Source organism: Kitasatospora sp. NPDC007106, assembly GCF_040634455.1.
Lineage (GTDB): Bacteria > Actinomycetota > Actinomycetes > Streptomycetales > Streptomycetaceae > Kitasatospora > Kitasatospora arboriphila.
Map to the genome: position 1 here is coordinate 1 of NZ_JBEYFP010001324.1, position 1239 is coordinate 1239.

Sequence of the window (1239 nt, forward strand, 5' to 3'; positions counted from 1 at the left end):
GGCCGTGGACGACGCGGGCTTCACCATCACCGAGGAGGACGGCGTCTACCGCATCCGCGGCGTCACCCAGCAGTTCGACCCCGGCGTTCCTCGCCGCGCTGCTCGTCGGAGATCAGCAGCACCCGGTACGACCGGTGGGCCTGTGAGCCCAGCGCGGCGACGTACCCGGGGAGGCTCTCGCTGACGTCGGCGCGGACGCTCAGCCGCATCACGCTCCAGTCCCTGCGGTCCGCCTCGTCCAGCGACACCTGGGTCGCCGTCAGGCCGAGCAGGCGCAGCACACTGCCCACGTGCTTCTGGTAGGCGTTGCTGCGCTTGCGCGGGTCCGCCAGCGCCTCCCAGGAGTCGAGGGCCACCGAGGTGGCCTCCGCGAGCGACCGGCCGGCCGCGTAGTGGGACGCCCACCAGCGCGCGCCCACCCCGGTGCCGCCGGCGGCCGGCGCGTCGCGGTGCGCGATGCCCGCGAGGAACTCGTCCAGCTCGACGCCCTTGTCGCTCTGCCGCTCGGGCAGCGCGCGCCCCTGGCGGGCGAAGGAGAGCAGTTCCTCCGCCGTGACGACGTCGTCGACGTCCAGCAGGTCGGAGATGCGGGCGACGGAGTCCGCGTCGAGCGGCAACTCGGCGAGCTGCTCGCGCAGTTCCGCGGTCTTCTGGACGACGAGGGCACGGAGCTCCGCGGCCAGCGATCGGACGTCGGCGTCCCGGCCCCCGAACCGCTCGGCGGGCTCCTCGCGCCGCAGGTCCACCAGCCGGCCCGAGAGTTCGCTCTCGACCTGCGGGGTCAGCAGGTTCTGCACCCGGATCTGCGCGAACAGCGACTCGGCTCGCCGGCGCCGCCGCTCCACCCGCTCGCGCCAGACCGCGGCGGAGTCCTCCACCTGCTGCTGCCAGAGCTCGAGTTCACCGGCCTCGGGCATGCCCGTCCCGTGCAGGCGGCCCTGGCCGGCCACGGCGAGCAGCAGACGGGCGAGGTGGACGTCACCGCGGTCGAGGTGCGCCCGCAGCGCGGCCGGCACGTCCACCGGTTCGAGCAGGCCGGCCAGCGCGTCGGCCGCCCCGGCCCCGTCCAGCCGCGGCTGCGGCCGGTCGCCGTCGTCCAGCCACGCCAGGTCGCGCAGCGCCAGCAGGCAGTCGGCCGACGGCGTCAGCCCGTCCTCCCGCGCCACCGGCTTGGACTCGCCGCCGAGCCAGCGCACCAGCACCCGCAGGGCGGCGCCGCCCGGACCCGGCACCGGCTCG

1 protein-coding gene is annotated in these 1239 nt (G+C 75.9%); it reads right to left on the reverse strand.

Annotated elements, in window-relative coordinates; translation table 11 throughout:
* Window positions 1-62 precede the first annotated feature (62 nt).
* The coding region (locus tag ABZ641_RS38180) for a hypothetical protein (protein WP_359989249.1) at window positions 63-1239 on the reverse strand (1177 nt) is incomplete at its 5' end.